The sequence below is a fragment of the Haloferax sp. Atlit-6N genome (assembly GCF_003383195.1).
Taxonomy (GTDB): Archaea; Halobacteriota; Halobacteria; order Halobacteriales; family Haloferacaceae; genus Haloferax; species Haloferax gibbonsii.
This window is the reverse complement of record NZ_QEQJ01000001.1, coordinates 678,950-698,202: the sequence shown is the minus strand read 5'-3', so window position 1 is coordinate 698,202 and position 19,253 is coordinate 678,950. Positions and strand designations below refer to the sequence as shown.

Genomic DNA, 19,253 nt, shown 5'->3' with positions numbered 1-19,253 from the left:
CGGCCATGGACGCCGAACGCCTCGCGCCGACCGTCGGAATCGTCGGCGCGCTGCTCCTCGCAATCGCCGTCGCGATTCCCGCCGTCGCCATCGAGGGTGGGGACGGACAGGTGGCCGCCTACTACGCCGCCGGTCCGGTCGGCATCTCCTTCGTCGGGATGCTCGCGCTCCTCGAAATCATCGTCTTCCTCTCCGGCGGACAGGAGCGGACCGACCCGGCGACGGCCGCCGGACTCGCCTTCGTCCTCTCGCTTTCGATGCTCGGCATCGCCGCGCTGTGGTCGTTCTCCATCGACCCGACGCTCCTGTTCAGCTTCGACCAGCAGTACTCGTGGCTCACCTACCACCGCTGGTCGGTCGTGGCCGCCGCGTTCGTCACCTTCGTCGGCGGCGCGTGGTACGCCCGCGGCGTGTTGTAAGCCGGCGTCGGCGGTGCCGGTGTCGACGCCGGTATTGACTCGTTTTCTCGCGCTCCGCTCTCGGAGCGCCGCGTCGAATCACCCCGACGGTGTCCCTCGATTTCACCGCACCCGAGTCGAAAGGCCCTTAACAGTCGATGGATAATGAGGGAGTGGACTAGGTCGGGCAGTTAGGCCCTGCTCTTCACCCGCGAAATAGGTCTTCAGCGGGGACCGAACACGGGCGCGTCCGGTCAGACCGGCGCGGGCCCCGGAAGCCAACGTAGAAACCTCGTCCTTCGGGGACAGCGGCTCCGCGTACCCCTTCCGCAGGGAAGGGTTCGCGCGGTTCATCGGTGGTACCCCGCCAGGCGCGGAAGCGAGCAGCGGACCATCGGACGTGCGTCGCTCGAGGGATCGCGGGGTGGAGGAGGCAACCGGGATTCCCCACGTCGGAACGCCGGGCAACCTCGCTGTCCACCCATTCATACCTCATCGCAGTCACCCGCCGACCGGCCGGTCTCTCGGTCGCGGATTCGACGTACAGCGTCTGAGAGCCCTTGCTCCGGCGGTGCGTACCGCACGCGCGACTGTCGGCACTCGGCGAACTGAAATACCGCACAAGGGGTCTGTTTCCCCGGGGGAGACGCTTACTGTTTGTTCTCGGCTTCCGTCTCGGTCGCTTCGGCCGCGGCCTCGGTCTCGTCTTCTTCTTCGTCGTCGTCGCTCTCGCCTTCCTCTGCGCCCTTCTTCAGTTCGTCTTCAATCTCCTCGCGGCCGCGGCGGAACTCGCCCATCGCCTGGCCCGACGACCGGGCCAGTTGGGGGAGTTTGTTCGCGCCGAACAGGAGGACGATGATGAGCAGGACGATGAGCAGTTCTGGGCCGCCCGGGAGTCCGGGGAACAGCGGAATGGAATCCAGCATTACGTTCGGTTACGTTCGGGGGGAAGATAAGAGAGACGGTCCGGGATTGAGACCCGAAGTCGCCGTAGTCCGCGTATCTCGGGGGCTCGTGGACGTTCGAGCGGCACGACGGACCGAGCGTCGGACCGACCGCGTCAACCGCGTATCGGTCCCGCCTCAACCTCGGAACTGACCGCGTCAGCCGCGGGCCAGCCCCGCGTCACCGCCAACTGGTCCAGCCGCCGTCGACGACGATGGACTCGCCGGTGACGTACTTCGAGAGGTCGCTGGCGAGGAAGACCGCCACGCCGGCCACGTCGTCCGGTTCGCCCTGCCGACCGAGCGGAATCATCGCGTTCAGCTGCGCCATCTGTTCCTCGCTCGTCTCCTCGGCCCCTTCCGGGCCGATTTTGGTCTTGATAGCGCCGGGGTGAATCGCGTTCACCCGGACGTTGTCCCCGCCGAGCCCGTGGGCGAGCGAGTACGAGAGCGTCCGGACGGCCCCCTTCGACGCGCTGTACGTCGGGTAGTTACCGTTGCCGAAGATGCCGTTGACGCTGGAGACGTTGATGATGCTTCCGCCGCCGGACTCGACCATCCGCGTTGCGGCCGCCTGCGCCCCGAAGTAGACGCCCTTCAGGTTGATGTCCATCATCTCTTGGAACTCCGCTTCGGTGACTTCGAGGAACTCCTCGGGCCGCCAGATGCCGGCGTTGTTCACCATCACGTCCACGCCCCCGAACGCCTCGGCGGCGTCCATCGCCTCCTCGAACGCGGCCGGGTCGGTCACGTCGAGTTCGACGTACGTCGCCGACGAGTCGGTGTCCGATTCGATTTTCTCGTGGGTCGGCGCGCCGCCTTCCTTCGGCTCTTCGCGGATGTCGCAGACAACCACGTCCGCGCCCGCCTCGGCGTAGGCCAGCGCGATTCCCCGTCCGATACCCGAGCTACCGCCGGTGACGACCGCGACGCGGCCGTCGAGCAGACTCATCTGTAATACACCTCACACGAATATGGTGGGAACGATAGTTAAGGATGACCGCCAGTTCCGACGACGTGAGAGTCGCTGAACGCTCTCCGTGGCGAACAGCGGTCCGGAGAAGATGCACCGGCTGGGAATCGAACCCAGATAATTGGCTTGGAAGGCCAATGTCTTACCATTAGACCACCGGTGCTCATTTCATTCGCACCGTGCATCGACGGACTCCGTCCGTCTCAACACCGGTGCTCGCTCGCTTCACTCGCTCGCACCGAGCCTCGGTCTCGCTTCGCTCGGCCGAGACACCGGTGCGCGCGAACGTCGCGTCTATCCCTTCATTCTCGACGCCCCAATAAGGATGTTACCTTTTCGGTCAGGCGACGAGGGAGGTCGATTCGCCGCCCTCTGCGGGGTTGTCGGGGGCGCTCCCGAGGAACTCGAACTCGAACTCCGTCTCGGCCTCGGTCTCACCGTCGACGACGACGACCGTCACGTCCCGCTCGTCGGGGATGGCGATGCCTAACTCGCTGTCGGCGTCGGTCGTGCCGGCGGTCTCGCCGTTTATCGTCACCGTCGCGTTCTCCACGGGCGTCCCGTTCCGCGTGACGACCACCGTCACGTTCTCGCCGGCGGAGACGTTCCCGTCGAAGCTCACGGTGAGGTCGCTCTCGGCGTCGACTTCGGCGCGCTCGCCGTCGTCGGTCCCGTTTTCGCCCGCTTCGACCTCGGCGTTCGCCTCAGCCTCGGCCTCGGGTTCCGCGTCTGCCTTCTTTTCCGCGCCGACCTTCGTAATCGGCACGTCCGTCCCGGACTCGCTCACGACGGGCTTGAGGATGTACTTCCCGCTGCCGCCCGCCTCGAACGCCGTGATGTCGAAGACGAAGTCGACGGATTCGCCGTTGCCGACTTCGAAGTCCGTGTTGAGCTGAAGCTTGTTACTCGGGAGCTTCACGTTGACCCGTTCGCCGGTCTTCAGCGTCCCGTTCACGTCGCTCACGTGCACGAAGACCTTCGTGTAGTTGCCCTCCGGCACGTCGTACTCGCCGACGAGACTCGCGTTTTCGCCCTGCAGTTCGGTCAGGTCGACGGTCACGTTGTCGACCTCGTAGGTGACGCTCGACTCGCCTTCGGCCGCGTCGGTGTCGTTCGCTTCGGCCGATTCTTCGACCTCGGCGTCGGCGTCGGCGTCAGCGTCGACCGACCCGTTGGTCGAGGCGGACGCGTTCGTCGCGTTCGCCGTCGCGTTGGCTTCGAGTTCGACCTCGACGCTCGCGTTCGCCTCCGCGTCGGCGTTCGTGTCGTTCTCGGCGGACTCGGAGTCTGCGTCCTCGGTTTCGACCTCGGTCTCCGACTCGGCGTCGCCGTCCGCGCGGACGAGCGTCACGCGTTCGATGGTGACGTTGAGGTGTTCGAAGTCGGCGATGGCGTTCTGCTCGTCGCTCACGTAGAAGTTCACGGTCCCCGTCCGGGCGGCGTCGCCGTCGGACGACGCGGTCGTCGTCGCGTCGGCGGCCCCGTCGGTCTGCGTCTCGGTCAGCGTGCCGGTCCCGCCCGCGCAGCCGGCCAGTACGACCATGAGCGCGAGCAAGACAGTCGCAAGTCCAGTACGTTTCATCGTGGGAGACCGTACTGGCCGAGAGAACTTTAGAAGGGTGTTCGTACGCCTCGGTTTTCACCGAATTTCGCCGAATTACGGCCTCAGTCGTCCGCGTGTGACTCGTTAAACTGTTTCGCCTTGTCGAGCAGTCCGGGGGAGATACCGGGCACGTCGTCGACGCTCACCGCGCCCTCGGCGCGAATCTCGTCGAGGCTCTTGGGGAACTCGCGGAGCTCCATGTGGATGGCGATGCCGGCTTTCGCTCCCTTGCCCATCGCCACCGGAATCTGGTTGTGACCGGGGGTGATGTCGCCGACCGCGAACACGCCGTCGACGTTGGTCCGGCCGTGGTCGTCCACCGGGACCGTCTCGTCGTCGTTGAGCTCCACGTCGAGCGCCTCGAACAGCGTCGTGTTGTAGTTCGAGCCGTACATGGCGAAGCCGCCTTTGTACTCGCGGACGGTGCCGTCTTCGAACTCGAAGCTCTCCAGCCAGCCGTCGTCGCGCTTCGTCATGCCCGAAATCTCCGATTCGACGATGTCGACGGGGTGCGCGCGGACGAGTTCGTCCGTCTCGTCGGACCACGTCGGCTCGTCGCCGCGGAGCAGCAGGTCCACCTCGTCGGTGAAGTTGAGCATTATCATGGCGACGTAGGCCGCGGAGTCCGAGTGGCCCATCACGTACACCGACTCGTCGACGAACATGTAGGCGTCGCAGTGCAGACAGTAGTGCAGGCCCTTCCCGGTGCGGGGAAGTGGCGGGTCGGGTCGCTCGTCGTTGAAGCCGACGCCGAGGACGACGCGGTCGGCGACGAACTCGCCCTCGTTGCCGACGAGGCGGAACCGGCCGTCGTCCAACCGCTCCGCGTCGGTCACGAAGTCGCGGTGGATGTCGGTCCCGTAGTCTTCGAGTTGCCCGCGCGCCGTTTCGAGGAACTCGTTGCCGGAGACGTCCTCGGTGACGCCGATGACGTTGTGCGTGTCGAGCATCATGGCCGCGCGGCCGCCGCCGCGGTCCACGAGCGCGGTGTCGTGGCCCAGCCGCGTCGTGTAGAGCGCGGTCTGGAGCCCCGCGGGGCCGCCGCCAACGACGACAACCTCGTACTCCCGTGGTTCGTCGGTCTCGGTCATACACGGAGATTCGTCCCGGCGCTCTTAAGCCCACATCACCTGTGCGCGGCCGGCATCCACCCGGAACGTGTTAGCAATTAACACTGCGAGCCGCGCCCGCGACGCCCGCAGTCCCCAACCGACGTTCAGCGGCCCGCGACGACGGCGTAGCAGTTCCCGCTGGACACCGTCGATTCGACGACCGCGAGGTCGCTCGCGTCGAGGTCGGCGTCGAACTCGTCGGGCGCGTAGATGTGGTAAAATCGGGGCACCGTCTCGCCGCCGGGGAGCGTCCAGTCGACCGTCGTGTCGAAGCCGTCCTCGCGGTCGAACGTGTCGTGGGCGGTGCTCCACGCGCTGACGACCGCGCGGCCGTCGGCGTCGAGCACGCGCGCGAGTTCGTTCAGGCTCGCCACGCGCGCCGCCCGCGGCGCGAGGTGGTGAATCGTCGCCACGTACACCGCGAGGTCGAAGGCGTCGTCGGCGAAGGGGAGCCGCGAGGCGTCGCCCTGCACGAGTCCGGCGTCGAAGCCGCGCTCGGCCGCTCTCGCGACCGCCTCGTCGAGCAGGCCGCGGCTCACGTCGAGGCCGACGACTTCCTCGGCGTGCGCGGCGAGGAGTTCCACGTGCCGGCCGTTGCCACAGCCGAGGTCGAGCGCGCGGGCCGCCGCCCCCGACTCGGTCGCGTCGGCGACGAACGACTCGACTTCGGGCCACGGGTACTCGCGGGTCGACGCGAAGTGCGACGCGATGCGGTCGTACGTCTCGCGGACCCCGTCTCGGGGTTCGTCTCCGTCCATGCCGGTCGGTCGAGGCGGCGAGACAAAGACCGCACGGGTCGCGGGCGCGGCCGGCGGCTCCGGTCGTCGGCCGAGCCGCGCCGGTTCAGATGAACATGAACGTCACGTAGGTGATGACGAGCAGGACGGCGGCGTGTTTGACCCCGTCGGCGACCTGTCCCTCGCCGAGCTGTCCGGCGATGAGTCCCGAGCAGAGCCCCTGAATCGCCGTGACGTGGAAGAACAACAGCGTGTAGGAGGCGGTGTTCACGTCGCGGAGGCCGGAGAACGCGCCGGAGGTGACGCCCGCGACCTCGCCGGAGCCGATGGCACCGGCGCTGGCCTGCTCGACCGCCGGGATGAACGACACCGTCAGCGCGGCGACGATGCCGAGGAAGACGAGAAACGAGATGTAGATGACGAGCAGGTAGGTGACCATCTCCTGGTTCCGCTCGCGGGCGAGTCGGCGGCTGTCTTGGGCCTCGTTGGCCGCGATGCGGAGCACGGGCGCGAGGTCGCCGCTCGCGCTCATCGCGTTGGTGATGAGCGTCACCGACCGCGACACCATCGGACTCGTCGTCCGGCGGTCCATCCGCCGGAGCGCGGTCTGGGCGTCGGCCCCCCAGTCGATGTCGCGGACGGCGCGGTCGACCTCGTCGCCGAGGGGGCCGAGGTCCGACGCGGACACCCGGCGGAGGCTCTGGACGACCGTCAGTCCGGCCTCGTTGACGCTCGCGAGGCGGTCGAGGAAGTCGGGCATGCTCCGCTCGATGGCGCGAATCCGCCGCTTCCGAAGCTCGTGAAACGCCGAGACGACGACGAGCGCGCCGATTGCGGCCTCCACGACGTGTTGGTCCACCGCGTCGGCGACGCCGAGGAGCGTCGGGTCCGCGGGGAACGTGGTCCGCAGGGCGACCCAGACGAGCCCCAGCGGAACGGTGAGCGCGAGCGTGGCGAGCGGATGGCGGCCGAGGGTGTCGAGCGGGCGGTCGAACCAGTCGCGAACCGCGCGGAACCGGTCGTAGGCGGCGAGTCGCTCGCGGTTCGCGCGCCACGGGTCGCCTCCGGCGTCGGTCTCGCCGCCGTCGGTCGCCGGGGCCGAACCGACGCCGCCAGTCGCGTCGATGCGCCGGAGCGACGCGCCCGCGGTCTCCGCGTCGTCGTCGGCGACCGCCGCGCCCCGGAGCGACTCGGTGATGCTGTCGATGTAGACGACGAAGCCGAAACTCGCCAGCGGGATGCCGAGGTAGCCGACGATTCGGATGAGCGTCAGCGTGTCCGCGAGGACGAGACCGATGACGACGAGGACGGTGATGAAAAACAGCGGCCCGGCCACGAGGACGGTGACGTACACCTCGGCGAACGTCGACAGGAGGTCGAGATACTGCTGTTGTTGAGCCTCCGCCTCCGCCTGAAACCGCTCGTACTGCTCTTGGAGGAACGACGAGAGGTTGCGACCGCTCCCCAGCACGCTGGCGAGGTTCTCGGCGAACTCTTCGAGGCTCGGACTCGGCGTCCGCGTGGCCATCGTCTGGAGGGCGGAGAGCACGTCGGTGCCGAAGGCGTCCATGTCGCGGACGACGATGCTGACCTCCCGCGCCGCCTCGCCGTAGATTGCCTCGTTTCGGGCCAGCGTCTCCAGCACCTGCGGGAACGGCATCCCCGACCGCGACAGCGCGAAGACGAACGCGACCGTCCGCGGGAGCGTCGCCTCGATTTCCGACGAGCGGGTGCGGGCGCGCTCGGTGAGGACGTACCACCGACCCCAGTAGACGCCGAGCGCGAGGAGCGCCCCGAGCGTCGCGCTCGAAAGCAAGAGCGCGAGAAACAGGTCGCGGAGCGGGAGCGCCTGGATGCTCGTGAGCCCGCCGAGGAAGCCGAGGGCGGCCGGAAGAACTTCGCGAATCGCCTCGGACTGAACGGCGAGCGTTTCGAGGGTCACCGCGGCGAGATAGACGCCGAAGACGCTCCCGGCGACGCCGAAGACGGCCGCCATGAGGAGCGTCCGCGAGGCGTACACGCGGTGGGTGACGCTCACGTGGGCCGCTCGCAGTTGGTTTCGCTGCTCCCTGCGCCGGGGGTTCTCGTTGGCGACGTAGAAGCCGAAGACGGAGAGGGAGACCCGCGAGACGAGGAGGTCGGCCGAACGGCTCACCGGCGACAGGACGACGGGGAGAACGAGGAGGACGGCGAGAACGAGGGGGAGCAGGTACAGGTACTGCGCGGCGGCCATCTCAGGCCTCCGTGCCGGCGTCGACGATGTCCTCGTCGGCCTCGACGCGCCGCATCACGTCCTCGGAGTCCGCGTAGTACTCGTTGATGAGCGCGGTGAACCGCCGGTAGTCCGAGACGTCCTTGTCGAGGAGGTACTTGAGGAACACCTCGCGGCGACGGAGTTCCCGACGGAGCTCCGTCCGCGACCAGCCGTTTTCGCGCTGGATTTCGGTGAGCAGCGAGCTGTCGTTCTGACTGAACGTGTCGGTCTCTGGCTCCCACGCGAACGCCGACGAGTAGTCGAGTTCGCCGGTCCGCTGGTCGATGTCGCCGATTTCGCCGATAGTCTGCGAGCGGCGGACGCGCTCGCCGTCGTGGCGGGTGAGCGTCTGGACGCACAGCAGGTCGAGCGACTGCACCATCGCGCGCGGGACGTTGATGGGCTCGTTTTCGAGGCGGTTGATGACCGTCTCGATGCTGTCGGCGTGCATCGTCGAGAACGTCGTGTGCCCCGTGTTCATCGCCTGGAACAGCGTCACGGCCTCGTCGCCGCGGACCTCGCCGACGATGATGTACTCGGGGCGGTGCCGGAGCGCCGAGCGAAGCAGGTCGTACATCGAGATGTCGGTCCCCTCGTGGAGGCGCTCGCGGGTGACAGACGACAGCCAGTTATCGTGGTAGAGCGCGAGTTCGCGGGTGTCCTCGATGGACAGCACCTTCGACCGCGGGGGGACGAACATCGACACCGCGTTCATCGAGGTGGTCTTCCCCGAGGCGGTGCCGCCCGCGAAGATGAGGCTCTTGTTGTGTTCGATACAGAGCCACAGGTAGGCCATCTGCTCGATGGAGAACGTGCCGTAGCGAACGAGGTCGATGGGCGTGAACGGCTCTTCGGCGTAGAGGCGGATGGTGAAAGCCGACCCGCGCGGGGTGACCTCCTCGCCGAGGGCCAACTCGGCGCGCGCGCCGTTCGGGAGCGTCGTCCCGAGGACGGGGTCGCCGACGCTGATGTGCTGGCCGGAGCGCTGGGCGAGGCGGATGACGAAGTTGTCGAGTTCCTCGGCCTCGAACGAGACGTTGGTGGCGATGTCCGTGTACTCGTCGTGGTAGACGAAAAGCGGCAGGTCGTAGCCGTCACACGAGATGTCCTCGATGTGCGGGTCCTTCATCAGCGGGTCCAGGCGACCGTAGCCGTGGAAGTCCCGCCGGAGGTAGTACAACAGCGTGTAGAAGGTGTTCATGTCGAGTTCCAGCCCGTACTGTTCGAGAAGCGACTGGAGCTCTTCGACGAGCGCCGACTCGGTCCGCGGGTCCGCCTCGCGGCGGTACAAAAGCGGGTCGCGCACGTCGGTTCGAACGCGTTCGAGCAGCGACGCCTCGAACTCGTCGAGGTCGGGTTCGACGGTGTGGTACTGGTGGGCGGTCGCGTCCGTGTCGTAGGTGACGACGACGTAGGCGAATGGGGCGTTCACCCAGTAACGCTCGACCTCCTCGTGGCCCTCGGGAATCTCGTAGGTCCCGAGCGGCGTGTCGTCCGGCGTCAGCGGGAGCACGTCGAGCTTCGACCCCCGGAGCATCTCCGCGGTCCGGCGCAGGAGCCGCTGGGTCTCGGCGGTCGCGGCGTCGAACTCCCCGTCGGCGAGGAGTCTCAACACCCCTCGGTCGCCCCGCGGGTCGCGCATCGCCTTCGTCTCGCTCGTGATATCTCGTGCCATCGTCACCCGGTTGGTTGGTCGGGAGGTATGGGGGGTTGGAACTTAAAAGGTCCGCGCGGGAGACTGTCACTCGGCGAGAACGACCCGGCCCACGGCTCGCGTTCAGGTCCGGTCGACCGTCAGGAGCACGCCGGCGAGAACGAGCGAGATGACGACGCCGAGCGGGAGCGGGATGCCCGGAAGCCCGCGCGTCGCGAGCAGATACGTCGACGCGGCGAGGACGACGCCGACGACGCCGAGGAGGCCGCCGAGGACCCGAACGGGGTCGACCGGCCCGGCTTCGACCCGCTCGTCGCGCAGGTAGTAGACCAGCGAGAACAGGACCGCGAGCGCCAGGACGGCCGCGCCGACGACCCACGCCTGGTAGGCGACCGCGACGGTCTGTCCCGACTGGAGCGACAGCGCGGACAGCGGGCTCCTGACCGCGACGCGGCTGGAGAGGCCCCACGCGAACTGAATCTCGGCGAAGGGGAACCGGACGAAAAGCAGGCTCACGCCCGAGAGGTTCGGCGTGTACGTGACGTTCCACGGGAGGAGCGCACAGAGCCACGTCGAGACGACGGCCAGCGCACCCGCGTGTTCGGAGCGGACCCAGACCATAGGACAATCGCACGGGCTGACAGGTAAAAACTACCGACAGTAGGGGCGGGCCGACGAGACGACGGGGCCGCGGTCGGGAACGAACACGCCCGGCCACCCCTCAGGAGAGCCGTTCGGGGTCGCCGTGAGTCAGGTCGCTCGCCTCGGCGTCGCCGGTGTTGAGCGTCTCGGTCGGCTCGACGAGGAGGACCTCGGTCGGTTCGAGCGCCACGGGCCGGTGTTCGACGCCGCGGGGGACCACGAGGAGGTCGCCCGACCCGAGTACCGCGTCGTCGCGGTCGCGGAACTCGATTCGAAGCCGCCCGTCGCGGACGAGAAACAGCTCGTCGGTCTCGTCGTGGGCGTGCCAGACGAACTCGCCGTCGAGTTTCGCGACCTTCACCGCGTAGTCGTTCAGCTCCGCGGCGATTCTCGGGGCCCACGTCTCGTCGAACGACGCGAAGCTCTCGTCGAGGTTGACGGGTTCCATATGCGGTCCGCTCGCGGCGGCGGCCGATAACCGTTGCGTCGAGAGCGCGTCGAACCGGCGTAATCGGCCGGTTTCGGCGTCGGAACGAGGGTCCGGCGGCGTCACGTTAATAGGCCGCGCAGTACAATCGACAGTACGGAATGCGGCGTGACTACTTCGAACTCGATGTCCGCGATGTCGATTGGTACGAGGACGACGGCGACCCTCGCCAACCGACGGTATCTATCGACTTCTACGGCCCGGCCGAGGAGCTCCGGTCGCGGTTCCTCTCGACCAGCGGCGACGTGCTCGCCGCGGAGGAACTGGACGTCTCCTTTCGGCTGCAAGACTCCGTCGACGACTCCGACGCCCGAGGCGTCGTGAGCGTGACGGACCGACTCACCGGCGACTACGTCCTCGAACTCAACGCTCGCGCCGACGACGTGTTGGACTTCATCCGTGCGGCCCGCGAGTACGGGCGCGCCGCGGGCGACGACGAGGGCCGCTACCGCGTCGACGTGGCCATCGAGGGCGACCACTTCGAGACCTTCGAGAAATCGACGTTCCTCGTCTACGACGGCGACGGGACGCTCCTGCGGAGCCAGAGCCTCATCCCCTCGGGCGTCGAACTCTGACCGAGGCCCTCGGCGGGGCGACCGCGCGGACGACGTTCTCTCTCGACGCGTCCCTCACGCTCGTTCGTGTACGATATCGGGGCGAACCACGTCTTCTTTACCGACCGCTCCCACAGAGAGTACCGTGAGAAACGTAACCGACCGCACGAGAAACCCGTTCGACATGCGACCGTCGTGTGACCGGTACGTCCCCGGCTACGGCGACGCCAACGCCGACTTCCACGTCATCGGCGACCACCCCGGCGTCCACGGGGGCATCGAGACCGGTATCCCCTTTTCGGGGGATGCGGGCGACAGACTGTTCCCGGCGCTCGAAGACGGCGAGTTGCTGGCCGAGGCGGGCGACGAACCGACGGTGAACCGCACGTTCTTCTCGTATCTGCATATGTGCGTGCCGGACGGGACGCCGTCGGCGGCCGACTACACCGACATGGAGCGCTTTTTCGACGCGGAACTCCGCGCCATCGCCGCCCACGTCCTCCTGCCGGTCGGCGCGGTGGCGACGAAGCACGTCCTGAACAACTACACGTCCGTCGGCTGGAAGACCGACGTCGACATGGAGACGCTCCACGGGAAAGAACTCCGCGGGAGCGGCTTTCTCGTGTTGCCCATCAAGGACCCCGACGAGTGGGACGACGGCGACCACGACGAACTCGTCGCCGGCCTGCTGGAGCTCCAGTCGACCGACTTCCGCCGCGAGTCAGACCTCGGTCGCTTCATGCCCGGAGCGGACCCGTACCTGGTCAGATAGCGTATTTTCCGCCGTATTCGACCGTCGTCCGCGGATTCGATAGATTCTTCACGATTCTGCCGTTCGTTCGTCCAGTAACAACCATGAAGGTTACGATATGTTCAGTTGATGCGGCTATATGACTCACATAAGAGCATATTTATCCAGTCGTTCTGGAGGGCGTGGTTCTAATTGGCGATAACAAAGGACTTTTTACAACTAGTGTCCAACGTGGTGTTGACGCGCGTGGTTCGATTCACTTCCGCCGGGCGCGTCAGGCAGCTGTGAGACTGGTGCTCCTCACAGTGGCTTGGTCAGTCCGGGGACCTGCGCTCGGCCGCGGTCCCCGCTCTTAACTCAGACACGAGCGACAGCTCGGTTTCTCGCCGTCACGCGACCGCGTAATACCTCCCGAGAGCGGTCGATGTCGGATTAGAGCCTGTCCGCGAGTCGCTTCAGCGCGCCGTATCCGTACGCCGTGACCGGTTCGCCGTGTCCCATGGCGACCACGTCGACCGGCGGACAGCGCGCCGCGAACTCGCGGACGCTCCGCCTGTTCTCCGCGGCGTCGGTCGCGAGTACCCCCGGCAACAGCCCGAGGCTCCCGTTCGACTCGCGGACCATGTCGCCGACGAACGCGACGCCGTGGTCCTCGTGGACGAACGCGGTGTGGCCGGGGGTGTGTCCCGGCGTCCGATACGCGACGAAGCCGCCGGGCTCGTCGCCGTCGCGGACGACCTCCACGGGGTTCGTCGGTCGGTCGAGAAACGACGTGAGCACGCGCTGCGCCGCGCCCTTCGCCGACCGGAGCGACGGCTTCGACGCGCCTGTCAGGTGCGAGGCGTCCGGCTCGGCGAGGTGAATCGGCACGTCGTCGCGGAGGCTGAGCGAGGCGAGCGTCCCGACGTGGTCGAGGTCGAAGTGGGTCACGAGCACCCGGTCGATAGCGCCGGGGTCGAGGTCCACGCGGGCGAGACCGCGGAGGAGTCGGTCGCGGTCCCGCGGCGTCCCGGCGTCGACGAGCACCGTCTCCGAGCCGTCGGAGACGAGGTACGCGTTCACGCCGCGGAGTCGGAACCGCCGGACCGAGTCGGTCGGGATGGCCATACCGAACCGTCGGACGCGAACGACAAAAACCGTGGGCGACGGCGACGCCGCGGTTCGAGACGTTACCGCGAGGCGAAGAGATACCGACCCGCGTCGACGACGAATCCGCCGGCTCCGAGGAGCGGACAGACGACGAACCCGAGGAGGTCGACCGCGACGGGTCGCCCGACGCCGACCGCGCCGGCCGCCACGAGCGCCAGCGGCACGGTCGCCGCGAGCGCGTAGAACCACGTGGTCCACGCGTGGCCGAACCGAGCGATGACAGCGGCGAGCGAGACGGCGAGCAGCGCCGCCGCGACCGGGAAGACGAGCACCGTCGGCGTCGACGTCGAGGCCGCGGCTTGCAGGGCCGCGAGGCTCGGCAGCGACAGCGGCGACGACGCGAGGAGTCCAGTGGCGGGCGCGGCGGTGTCGAGCGACGCGAGCGCGGTCACGAATCCCGCGCCGTCGCCCGCGAGGTGCCACGCGAAGCCGCCGAGGTACGCGAGGAGCGCGAGGAGCGAGACGCCCCACCCGTACCAAAGCGGGTTCGTCGACCCGGACGCGGTCGCTGCCGCCGACTCGGACCCGCCGCGCTCGCGTTCGAACCGGCCGGTCGTCCCCGTCCGACCGGACTGCGAGTTTCGGGCGCGGGTGCGCGACGACCCGCCCGCGGTGGTCGACTGTGTGGAGCCCGTGGACCGCGACGAGGACGACGAGGAAGCCGACCCCGAGGTGCGCGAGCGACTCGTCCGATTCGACCGCGACGAACTCGCGGTCGAGGACGAAGACGACGCACGTCCGGAACTCGACCGTCGGGAGGACGACGACCGGGACGACGAAGAAGTGGACCGCGACGAGGACGACGAGGACGAAGACGATGTTGTGGACGAAGACGACCGCCCCGACGACCGACTCGAAGTCGACCGGTCGCCGGCGTTCGACCCGCCGGAACCGCCGTCCTCTCCGGCTTTCCCGGGGTATTTGAACTTCGTCAGACCGTCGAGGCGCTTCTCGACGTACGTCCCGTGGCCCATCCGGTCGTAGTCGGCGCGCTCGGCGTCGTCGGTGAGGACTTCGTAGGCCTTCCGGACGACGGTGAACTGCGCGGTCGCTCGCTCGTCGTCGTTGACGTCGGGGTGGTACTCCCGAGCGCGCTGACGAAAGGCCTGCTTTATCTCCGCCGTCTCGGCGTCGCGTTCGACCCCGAGGAGTTCGTAGAAGTCCACCGGCATTCGACGTGCGATTCGATGCAACGCCGGCTTTTGAATGTACCGGGCGTTCGGTCGGCAAGCCGGGCCGTCAACGGACCGGCCGACGGCGACCGCCCGACAAACCGCGGGACGCTGGGGCCGCCAAGACCATTCGGAATAATCATGAAGCTCGACGGCCAGGTGGCCGCATGGAACGGATACGGCTGGGTAACACCGTCTTCGAGGGCTTGAACAACGCCTACCTCCTCCCCGGCGACCGGCCGACGCTGGTCGACGCCGGCGTCGCGACCGACTCGGTTCGCCGAGACCTCCGCGAGGGACTCGACGCGGCCGGCTACGGGGTCGCCGACCTCGAAGCAATCGTCCTCACCCACTGGCACGCCGACCACGCCGGTCTCGCGGGCGAACTGCAGGCCGAAAGCGGCGCGCCGGTGTACGTCCACGCCGACGACGCGGGCATCGTCGCGGGCGACCCAGACGCCATCGCGGCCGAGCGCGAGATTCGCGAGCGCCGCTTCGGGGAGTGGCGTATTCCCGAGGAACCGCTCGCCGAAGTGACCGCGTTCCTCGACGGCCACGACGACCTCCGAGGCGACCGCGTGGACGTGACGCCCGTCGAGGACGGCGACCGCATCGCCGCCGGCGACGGCGACCTCGAAGTCGTCCACCTCCCCGGCCACGCCGCGGGGCTGAGCGCCTTCGCCTTCGACGGCGAGCGCGGCCGCGAGGCGTTCGTCGGCGACGCGATTCTCCCGAAGTACACCCCGAACGTCGGCGGCGCGGACCTCCGGGTCGACCGCCCGCTCGAAACCTACCTCGACAGCCTCGCGCGCCTCGTCGACCTCGACTTCGCGCGGGCGTGGCCCAGCCACCGCGACCCCATCGACGACCCCGCCGGCCGGGCGCGCGTCATCGCCGAGCACCACCGCGAGCGCACCGAGCGCGTCGTCTCGGTCCTCGACGAACACGGCCCGGCCGACGCGTGGACCGTGAGCGCGCGCCTGTTCGGCGACCTCTCGGCCATCCACATTCTCCACGGCCCCGGCGAGGCGTTCGCCCACTTGGACCACCTCGTCGCCGAGGGCGTCGTCGCGGCCCCAGACGGCGACGGGCGGTACGAACTCCTCGACGCGGACCCGGACTTCGACGAACTGGTCGCGGTCCCCGAGACGAAACGTTAAAACGCCGCTGGAGGGAACGGAGAGCCATGGAACTGCGGGTCATCGACAAGACCGACGAGGAACTCCGCATCGAAATCGGCGGCGAGGACCACACCTTCATGAACGTCCTGAAGGGCGAACTCCTCCAGACCGACACCGTCACGGCCGCGACCTACGACGTGAACCCCGAGCAGTCCGGCGGACAGACGGACCCCGTCCTCTCTATCAAGACGGAGTCCGGCGTCGACCCCCTCGACGCGCTCGCGGAGGCCGCCCGCGGCGTCCAGCGCACCGCCGACGACTTCACCGACGCCTACCGCGCCGGTATCGACGCGTAATCTGCGGGTTCTCTCTCGTTTCGCTCCGACCGTGAGCGGCGCGTTTCTCGGTTACTCGTCTCCGCCGCCCGGTCCCTCGTAGTCCTTCTCGCCGGCTTCGATACGGACTTCGAGCCAGTTCTCCATCGGGACGAGCGGACACTCGTAGCGCGGCGAGTAGGCGCAAAACGGGTTGTACGCGTCGTTGAAGTCGACCACCCACCGACCGTCGTCGGTCCGGTCCGCGGCTTCGAGGTCGAGGTAGCGGCCGGCCCCGTAGGTCTCCTCGGTGTTCGTCTCGTCGCGGAAGGGAACCCACAGGCGGTCCTCGTCGGCGTCGGCGCGATAGGCGTCGAGGGAGTATGCCTCTCCGTCGACCTCGAACTCGAAGCGCCCCCACGCGAGGTACTCGCGCTCGCCGTCGGTCGAGGTGCCGATAGTGATGCGCTCGGGGTCGTCGTACGCCCGGAGTTCGAGTTCGAACCGGAGGTCGGGGTCGGGGTCGAAGTAGTCGAGGCCGTCGAAGAACTCCCGCTGGTCCGGCGGAATCGGCGAGTTTCGGTCCGCGGCGAGATAGCGGTCCTTCTCTTCGCGGTGCGTTCGGAGGGCGTCGAGCCACGGGTCGTCGGTCATCTCGGGTCGAGATACGGCGCGCGAGCGGGTTAAGATTAGTTCCGACTGTGCTGGGGGCGCACGACCGGCGGGCAGGGTCGGTGGCGGGCGGGGCCGGCGGCGGGCGCGGAAAGAGGGACGAAGAAGGACGAAGAAGGACGAAGAGGAGCGAAGAGAGACGAAGAGTGTCGGAGAAGGGACGCGGACGCTTACAGTCGCACCGGCACGTCGCGCTCGTCGAGGTACTCTTTGACGTCCTGAATCGTGTACTCGTCGAAGTGGAAGATAGAAGCGGCGAGGCCCGCGTCCGCGCCGGCCTCGGTGAAGACCTCGTACATGTCTTCGGGGCCGCCACAGCCGGAGGAGGCGATGACGGGCGTCGAGACGCTGTCGCAGACGGCCTTCGTCAGCGGGATGTCGTAGCCGTCTTTCGTCCCATCGGCGTCGATGGAGTTGATGAACAGCTCGCCCGCGCCGCGCGATTCGGCCTCGCGGGCCCACTCGACCACGTCGACGCCGGTTCCCTCGCGGCCGCCTTTGACCGTACACTCGAACCAGCAGGACTCGCCGTCGACCTCGACGTAGTGCTCGCCGTCCTCGTCGTAGCGTCGCCGGGCGTCCACCGAGATGACGATGCACTGGCTGCCGAAGGAGCGCGCGCCCTCCTCGATGAGGTCGGGGTTCTGGAGCGCCGCGGTGTTGATAGAGACCTTGTCCGCGCCGGCGCGGAGCGTCTCTTTGATGTCGTCGCGGGTGCGGATACCGCCGCCGACGGTCAGCGGGATGAACACCTCGTCTGCGACCTTCGAGACGGTGTCGAGCATCGTCTCGCGCCCCTCTGCGGAGGCGGTGATGTCGAGGAAGACGAACTCGTCCGCGCCCGCCTCGTTGTACAGTTTGGCCATCTCGACCGGGTCGCCCGTGTACTTCAGGTCCTCGAAGTTGACGCCGGTGTAGACGGCCGGGTTCCCGTCCTCGTCGAGGTCGACGTCGATACAGGGGATGATGCGCTTCGTGAGCATTCGCTACCGAATCGTTGGCGAAAGAGCCGTTTCACCGTTTCGACTACGGCAGGTGGTGGGCGGAATTCCGACCACCTCGCCGAGTCGCTCGGTGTCCGCGAGACTGAGCCGGTTCCCTCGCCGTTCCCCGCGGTAGAGCCACCTTGATGACCCGTCCGTGAGAACCACGACGCGATTCCAGTCCGAACGATGGTGGATTCAGCCGAGCTACTCAGCCTACTGGTGGTCGTCGAGTTCGTGGTGATGGCCGCGATAGTGGCGCTTCTGGTCCCGCTCGACGCCGCGACTCCGTTCCTCCCGCTCGCGCTCGCGTTTGTGGTCGTGCTGTATCTGTCCCGGACCTGACCGTGCTGTTCCGGTCCTGCCCCGTCCGGCGAGGCGTTCTCCCGCGACTGGCTGCCGACTCGCCGCCCGCTCCGGCCGCGCCGGTCGCGCCGTCCGCGGACGACGGTTAGGTGCGTTTTTGTACCGCGAACCCGTCGCCCCGCGTATGAGCGACGACCACGACCACGGCGGCCACGGACACGACGACCACCACGCGGACGAGGACGCCCGCGTCACCTCTCCGATGCAGGAGTTCTCGATGAGTCAGGTCACGACCGGTATCCTCGTTCTCGTCGTCGGCCTCGTCGTCGTGTTCGGCCTCCCGCTGGCGCTGGCGTAAGCGCGCTCGGGACCCCCGGAACCGGCAATTTGTACGAACTTCCGCGTTCTCTCCGCTTTTACGACCCCCGGCGCTACGACCCGGCGTGAAATCTATCGTCGTCACCGAGTACGGAAGCTCCGACAGCCTCGAACTGCGCGAGACCGAGACGCCCGAGCCGGGGCCGGGCGAGGTCCGCATCGCCGTCGAGGCCGCCGGCATCAACTTCGCCGACATCATGCAGCGGCGCGGGACCTACCGAGACGGCCCGGAGCCGCCGTACACGCCGGGAATGGAGGCCGCGGGGACCATCGACGCGGTCGGCGACGGCGTCGACCGCGAGGTCGGCGAGCGCGTCGTCGCCATGACCGGCGGCGGGGCGTACGCCGAGTACGTCACCACGCCGGCCCCGACGCTGTTCGACGTGCCCGAGTCGATGTCGTTCGCCGAGGCCGCCGGCTTCCCGGTCCAGTTCCTCACCGCGTACAACTGCCTCCACGAGTGGGGCGACCTCGACGACGACGAGCGCGTGCTGATTCAGGCGGCCGCCGGCGGCGTCGGCACCGCGGCGGTCCAACTCGCCGCCCACGCCGGCGTCGAGACGTTCGGCACGGCCAGCACCGAGGAGAAACTCGACCTCGCGGCCGACCTCGGACTCGACCACGGCATCCAGTACACCGAGGAGGACTTCCGCGAGGTCGTCGCCGACGAGACCGACGGCGCGGGCGTCGACCTCGTCCTCGACGGCGTCGGCGGCGAGACGTTCCGGCGCAGTCTGGACGCCCTCGCCGACTTCGGCCGACTCGTCACCTACGGCGCGGCGTCCGGCGACGCGGCCGAGGCGGACCCGACGCGCCTGCTGTTCGAGAACAAGTCGGTCATCGGCTTCCACCTCGGAAGCGCCATGCAGCAGCGTCCCGAATCCATCCTCGGCGCGGTGCCGGAACTGTCCGAACTGCTCGCCGCGGGCGAACTCGACGTGGTCGTCGGCGAGACGTTCGCCCTCGAAGACGCCGCGGCGGCCCACGAGTACATCGAAGCCAGAAAGAGCAGCGGAAAAGTCGTCCTCGAACCGTAGCGAAAGCGGCGT

The 19,253-nt window shown here is 68.0% G+C and carries 21 protein-coding genes, 1 tRNA gene and 1 other RNA gene; 9 read left to right on the top strand and 14 right to left on the bottom strand.

The genetic code is table 11. The features are described from left to right. Nucleotides 1-5: 5 nt before the first annotated feature. Nucleotides 6-419 (top strand): hypothetical protein, encoded by a 414-nt coding sequence (locus tag DEQ92_RS03600; RefSeq protein WP_004977588.1) that lies wholly within the window; start codon nucleotides 6-8, stop codon nucleotides 417-419. A gap of 150 nt (nucleotides 420-569) precedes the next feature. Next, an RNA gene (gene ffs / locus DEQ92_RS03595) (signal recognition particle sRNA) lies at nucleotides 570-881 on the top strand. 167 nt (nucleotides 882-1,048) lie between these two features. Here ffs and DEQ92_RS03590 read toward each other — a convergent pair. The 10 genes from DEQ92_RS03590 to DEQ92_RS03545 all read right to left on the bottom strand — a co-directional run bounded on the left by DEQ92_RS03590 (nucleotide 1,049) and on the right by DEQ92_RS03545 (nucleotide 10,765). Next, nucleotides 1,049-1,324, bottom strand: coding sequence for a twin-arginine translocase TatA/TatE family subunit (locus DEQ92_RS03590; RefSeq protein WP_004977587.1), 276 nt, complete (start codon nucleotides 1,322-1,324; stop codon nucleotides 1,049-1,051). Nucleotides 1,325-1,523: 199 nt separating this feature from the next. After that, a complete protein-coding gene (locus DEQ92_RS03585; RefSeq protein ID WP_050458854.1) occupies nucleotides 1,524-2,294 on the bottom strand; it encodes an SDR family oxidoreductase in 771 nt (256 codons plus the stop codon). 113 nt (nucleotides 2,295-2,407) lie between these two features. Then, nucleotides 2,408-2,478 (bottom strand) — tRNA-Gly (locus tag DEQ92_RS03580). A gap of 177 nt (nucleotides 2,479-2,655) precedes the next feature. Continuing rightward, nucleotides 2,656-3,858, bottom strand: a complete 1,203-nt coding sequence (locus DEQ92_RS03575; protein WP_115820672.1) for a DUF4382 domain-containing protein — start codon at nucleotides 3,856-3,858, stop codon at nucleotides 2,656-2,658. Between the two features lie 122 nt (nucleotides 3,859-3,980). Next, a complete protein-coding gene (locus DEQ92_RS03570; RefSeq protein WP_004977584.1) occupies nucleotides 3,981-5,009 on the bottom strand; it encodes an NAD(P)/FAD-dependent oxidoreductase in 1,029 nt (342 codons plus the stop codon). Nucleotides 5,010-5,134: 125 nt separating this feature from the next. Next, complete coding sequence (locus DEQ92_RS03565) at nucleotides 5,135-5,788, bottom strand: class I SAM-dependent methyltransferase (protein ID WP_004977582.1); 654 nt, start codon at nucleotides 5,786-5,788, stop codon at nucleotides 5,135-5,137. Between the two features lie 85 nt (nucleotides 5,789-5,873). After that, nucleotides 5,874-8,000 carry a type II secretion system F family protein gene (locus tag DEQ92_RS03560; RefSeq protein ID WP_115820420.1) on the bottom strand — a complete coding sequence of 709 codons (2,127 nt, stop codon included), beginning with the start codon at nucleotides 7,998-8,000 and terminating at the stop codon, nucleotides 5,874-5,876. 1 nt (nucleotide 8,001) lies between these two features. Continuing rightward, nucleotides 8,002-9,663, bottom strand: a complete 1,662-nt coding sequence (locus tag DEQ92_RS03555; protein ID WP_115804943.1) for a type II/IV secretion system ATPase subunit — start codon at nucleotides 9,661-9,663, stop codon at nucleotides 8,002-8,004. 135 nt (nucleotides 9,664-9,798) lie between these two features. After that, entirely contained in the window at nucleotides 9,799-10,296 is a 498-nt protein-coding gene (locus tag DEQ92_RS03550) for a hypothetical protein (RefSeq protein WP_004977578.1), read from the bottom strand. A 100-nt stretch (nucleotides 10,297-10,396) separates the two neighbouring features. Next, nucleotides 10,397-10,765 carry a cupin domain-containing protein gene (locus DEQ92_RS03545; protein WP_049905254.1) on the bottom strand — a complete coding sequence of 123 codons (369 nt, stop codon included), beginning with the start codon at nucleotides 10,763-10,765 and terminating at the stop codon, nucleotides 10,397-10,399. Nucleotides 10,766-10,905: 140 nt separating this feature from the next. Here DEQ92_RS03545 and DEQ92_RS03540 point away from each other — a divergent pair, with 140 nt between their 5' ends. Together DEQ92_RS03540 and DEQ92_RS03535 are read left to right on the top strand one after the other, a co-directional pair. Beyond that, on the top strand, nucleotides 10,906-11,379 hold the full coding sequence (locus tag DEQ92_RS03540; protein WP_004977575.1) for a DUF5793 family protein: 474 nt from the start codon (nucleotides 10,906-10,908) through the stop codon (nucleotides 11,377-11,379). 124 nt (nucleotides 11,380-11,503) lie between these two features. Further along, on the top strand, nucleotides 11,504-12,130 hold the full coding sequence (locus DEQ92_RS03535) for a uracil-DNA glycosylase family protein (protein WP_082220638.1): 627 nt from the start codon (nucleotides 11,504-11,506) through the stop codon (nucleotides 12,128-12,130). A 411-nt stretch (nucleotides 12,131-12,541) separates the two neighbouring features. Here DEQ92_RS03535 and DEQ92_RS03530 read toward each other — a convergent pair whose 3' ends face one another. Together DEQ92_RS03530 and DEQ92_RS03525 are read right to left on the bottom strand one after the other, a co-directional pair. Then, nucleotides 12,542-13,216 carry an MBL fold metallo-hydrolase gene (locus DEQ92_RS03530; RefSeq protein ID WP_115820419.1) on the bottom strand — a complete coding sequence of 225 codons (675 nt, stop codon included), beginning with the start codon at nucleotides 13,214-13,216 and terminating at the stop codon, nucleotides 12,542-12,544. 62 nt (nucleotides 13,217-13,278) lie between these two features. After that, nucleotides 13,279-14,430, bottom strand: a complete 1,152-nt coding sequence (locus DEQ92_RS03525; RefSeq protein WP_115820418.1) for a J domain-containing protein — start codon at nucleotides 14,428-14,430, stop codon at nucleotides 13,279-13,281. 167 nt (nucleotides 14,431-14,597) lie between these two features. On the opposite strand from DEQ92_RS03525, the gene DEQ92_RS03520 reads away from it, so the two are divergent. Then, nucleotides 14,598-15,590: an MBL fold metallo-hydrolase gene (locus tag DEQ92_RS03520; protein WP_115820417.1), complete on the top strand. Its 993-nt coding sequence runs from the start codon at nucleotides 14,598-14,600 to the stop codon at nucleotides 15,588-15,590. A 26-nt stretch (nucleotides 15,591-15,616) separates the two neighbouring features. Next, nucleotides 15,617-15,907: a DNA-directed RNA polymerase subunit L gene (locus DEQ92_RS03515; protein WP_004043899.1), complete on the top strand. Its 291-nt coding sequence runs from the start codon at nucleotides 15,617-15,619 to the stop codon at nucleotides 15,905-15,907. Between the two features lie 51 nt (nucleotides 15,908-15,958). Here DEQ92_RS03515 and DEQ92_RS03510 read toward each other — a convergent pair whose 3' ends face one another. Further along, nucleotides 15,959-16,519 carry a DUF1684 domain-containing protein gene (locus DEQ92_RS03510; protein WP_115820416.1) on the bottom strand — a complete coding sequence of 187 codons (561 nt, stop codon included), beginning with the start codon at nucleotides 16,517-16,519 and terminating at the stop codon, nucleotides 15,959-15,961. Nucleotides 16,520-16,707: 188 nt separating this feature from the next. After that, complete coding sequence (hisF, locus tag DEQ92_RS03505; RefSeq protein ID WP_115820415.1) at nucleotides 16,708-17,520, bottom strand: imidazole glycerol phosphate synthase subunit HisF; 813 nt, start codon at nucleotides 17,518-17,520, stop codon at nucleotides 16,708-16,710. A 189-nt stretch (nucleotides 17,521-17,709) separates the two neighbouring features. Between hisF and DEQ92_RS23735 the strand changes: the two genes are divergently transcribed. The 3 genes from DEQ92_RS23735 (at nucleotide 17,710) to DEQ92_RS03500 (ending at nucleotide 19,241) form a co-directional block, all read left to right on the top strand. Further along, nucleotides 17,710-17,865 carry a hypothetical protein gene (locus tag DEQ92_RS23735; RefSeq protein WP_197092914.1) on the top strand — a complete coding sequence of 52 codons (156 nt, stop codon included), beginning with the start codon at nucleotides 17,710-17,712 and terminating at the stop codon, nucleotides 17,863-17,865. Between the two features lie 145 nt (nucleotides 17,866-18,010). Further along, nucleotides 18,011-18,184, top strand: coding sequence for a hypothetical protein (locus tag DEQ92_RS23730; RefSeq protein ID WP_172795723.1), 174 nt, complete (start codon nucleotides 18,011-18,013; stop codon nucleotides 18,182-18,184). 85 nt (nucleotides 18,185-18,269) lie between these two features. Continuing rightward, on the top strand, nucleotides 18,270-19,241 hold the full coding sequence (locus DEQ92_RS03500) for a zinc-binding dehydrogenase (protein ID WP_115804702.1): 972 nt from the start codon (nucleotides 18,270-18,272) through the stop codon (nucleotides 19,239-19,241). The last annotated feature ends 12 nt before the right edge of the window (nucleotides 19,242-19,253 follow it).